Raw genomic sequence first — 3,164 nt, 5'->3', positions numbered from 1 at the left:
TCAAGGCTGCGCGCCATTCGTGCTGTGTTATCCCTATTGGGGAGCGTTGAACGTGTCCAAACCTGATGTCTCTTTTTACAACCTTGCCTGGCGATGGCATTTCTATGCAGGGCTGTTCGTCGCGCCGTTCATGATCCTGTTATCGCTGACCGGCATCATTTACCTGTTCAAGCCGCAACTGGACAACCTGATGTACCACGACCTGCTCAGCGTGGCACCGGCCGAGCACCGCCTCACTGCCGACGAGCTGCAACAGCGGGTAAAGAGTGCTTACCCACAGGCAGCCATTGGCAAGTATTTCCCGCCGTTAAACGCCGAGGGCAGTGCGCAGTTTGTGATCAGCGAGCAGGGCCGCGAGGTGAATGTCTTCATTGACCCCTATCGCGGCGAGGTTCTTGGCACCCAGGACGCCAAAAAGAACCTGCAGGCGATTGCCCGCGCACTGCATGGCGAGCTGATGATCGGTACGCTGGGTGACCGGCTTGTCGAGCTGGCGGCTGGCTGGGGGATTGTGCTGGTGGTCTCCGGCCTTTATCTATGGTGGCCCCGAGGGCGCTCGGCCGCCGGCGTGTTCTGGCCACGCCTGACCGCCAAGGGGCGCGTGCTGTGGCGTGATCTGCACGCGGTGACCAGTTTCTGGGGCGCGTTTTTGCTGTTGTTCATGCTGTTGAGCGGCATGACCTGGACCGGGCTATGGGGCAAACAATACGCTGCGGTATGGAACACCTTCCCGGCAGCCATGTGGACTGACGTGCCCAAGTCCGACAAGCAGGCTGGCGAGTTGAACAATGCCAGCGTGCAGACCGTGCCATGGGCCATGGAAAATACGCCGATGCCGGTTTCAACCGGCGAGCACGCCGAGCACATGGACCACATGCATATGTCCAGCGCACCGGCAGCGCCAACCGTGTCATTGCAGCGAGTTGTCGACATTGCACGCGCCAGAGAGATCGTACCGGGCTACAGCATCACCCAGCCTAAAACAGCTGATGGCGTGTTCACTGTGTCGGTGTTCGCCGACGACCCGCGCGATGACGCGACGCTGCATATCGATCAGTACACCGGCAAGGTGCTGGCCGACGTGCGCTACGTTGATTACAGCGCAGTGTCCAAGGCCACCGAGCTGGGCGTGATGCTGCATGAAGGTAAATTTTTCGGCTGGATCAATCAGTTGCTGATCCTGCTGGTCTGCCTGATGGTACTGCTCAGCTCGGTCAGTGGGTTGGTGATCTGGTGGAAGCGCCGACCTCGAAGCGGGCTGGGTGTACCGCCATTGCGCCACGACCTGCCACGCTGGAAAACCGCGACAGTGGTCATGATTGCCCTGGGCGTCATATTCCCTCTGGTGGGTATTTCGATGCTGATTGTCTGGGTGCTTGATCGAATAGTGCTTTCACGCTTTGCCAAAACAGCGGCAACAGCTTAGATTGCTCGCTGCGGGGCCTGAAACCATTGAGTGGCGTTGTGATGAATTCCTCCTCATACCCGGTTTCAGGTCCCGCCCTGCTTTGAACCTTCCATGCCCCCGAAACTTCCTACCGACCAGATCGCCAATGCTGCCTTCACCGACCTGCGCTGGCCGATAGCCGTGAGCCGTGAGCCGTGAGCCCTGACTACATGAAATGAACCGCCCGGCCAATGCCTTAAGCGGATCATCCATCATGCAGGCGAATCGGCACCATGAACCTACCGCTCATAACATCAGCACCACCTCCACAACGTTCGCTTGCCAGCGACACGTATCCACCTGGTTTCAGCAAAGCAACCCAGGAGCTGGCCAGTACCCTGCTCTCCCCCCTCAAACCCGAGCTGGATGTGCAGACAACATGGCTGACCTACCTTGACAGCAAAGAAATACCGGACAAGGGAGCCAATATTCACAGTGTTCCGCTGATCCCCGGTCTGATCGAGCACTTCACCGGCCTTCTGAACTGGACCGACCATGATGTGCAAGGCCTTTACCCGACTCCGTCGTACACTTCGCAAACACCAGCCATCCAACCGCTGGGCCGCGCAGCTATCGCGACTTTCTATACCCAGGTCAGCCAGCAACTGGAACAGTTCTATAGCCAGAAACTTGCGGACTACTGGAGCATTGCAACATCGAATGGCGAAACCAAGGGACACCAGTTTGTCGCCGAGCAGATCGAGTGCATGAAATCTGAATGCGCGGTGCAGATTGCCCTCGAAAAAATGACGACCGGGCACTACAGCCTGCTGTCGGCAGCATTGGCAGCCTGCGCCCCTGACCCCGACGGAAATACTGCCGAGCTGCAGCCACACAGCGTTTATGGACTTTCGGCAAGCGCTGGTGATAGCCCTCCGCTTTCGCTTTACGGGGCGTTTGTAATCGCAAGACGTCTTCGTGATGAACCTGTGCAGATCGATCAGGAGGAGCTTGAAGATGTGCTGCTGTTCACCCCGCATGACGGGCTGGAAGCATTTGCATCCTTGACACAAATGAACGAAGCCCTTGCTCGACGAGGGGCTGAACCTGATTACAGACGACGTCTGCTGGCTGATTCCGAGGCTGACCAACCAGTCCAGGCTGCACCTGACAGCAACATCTTGCAGTGGCAATACACTTTGCTGGAAGGCAACTTTCTAAGCCTGTTGCATACACGCCAGATCACCAGACAGCAATCTATGTTCGCTCAGGCCGTACAGCTTGCCCGCACCCAACGAATGGATGCGGTTTGTTTCGAGCAATCGATAGTGCAACTGCTGGGATCAGAAGTTTACTTCGACCAGCATTGGCGCCTGGACCGGCTCGATAACGATCTGGTGGAAAGCCAGATGCCTGCATGGTGGAAAACCATGAAGCAGTCGCAGCGCATTGAATGGCATGAGCAGGCGCAGCGGTTTGGCCAATCGGTTGTGAATATTCGCAAAAACAGCAAGGACCACTTCGGTCAGCCGGATAACGACAGCCGCACTTACTTCACGCGCTATATCGACAAGCAGCTCGAGGACGTATTGAAACGAGCCTCAGTGGAGGTAGCAGCGCAGCACATTATTGTTTCACTGACCTATACAACCGGCACTGAAGTGCTGGATATTCCCGGCGCGCCTATGATGCCCGCAACCGAGACCGCGAAGACTTCGCTATGGCAGTTGGCACACACCCATGCCTACCGGGCCAAAGCTAAGGAAGATCTGAAGTA

At 57.1% G+C, this 3,164-nt stretch carries 1 protein-coding gene and 1 pseudogene; both read left to right on the top strand.

The annotated features are described in order from the left end of the window. The first annotated feature begins 52 nt into the window (after window positions 1-52). Window positions 53-1,426 carry a PepSY-associated TM helix domain-containing protein gene (locus tag ALO64_RS05900; protein ID WP_044344145.1) on the top strand — a complete coding sequence of 458 codons (1,374 nt, stop codon included), beginning with the start codon at window positions 53-55 and terminating at the stop codon, window positions 1,424-1,426. 254 nt (window positions 1,427-1,680) lie between these two features. Further along, a pseudogene (locus ALO64_RS05895) lies at window positions 1,681-3,164 on the top strand (dermonecrotic toxin domain-containing protein); the annotation flags it as partial.

It is taken from the genome of Pseudomonas meliae, from assembly GCF_001400515.1.
Classification (GTDB): domain Bacteria; phylum Pseudomonadota; class Gammaproteobacteria; order Pseudomonadales; family Pseudomonadaceae; genus Aquipseudomonas; species Aquipseudomonas amygdali.
The sequence above is the reverse complement of the archived record's forward strand: the minus strand, read 5'-3'. Positions and strand labels throughout refer to the sequence as shown.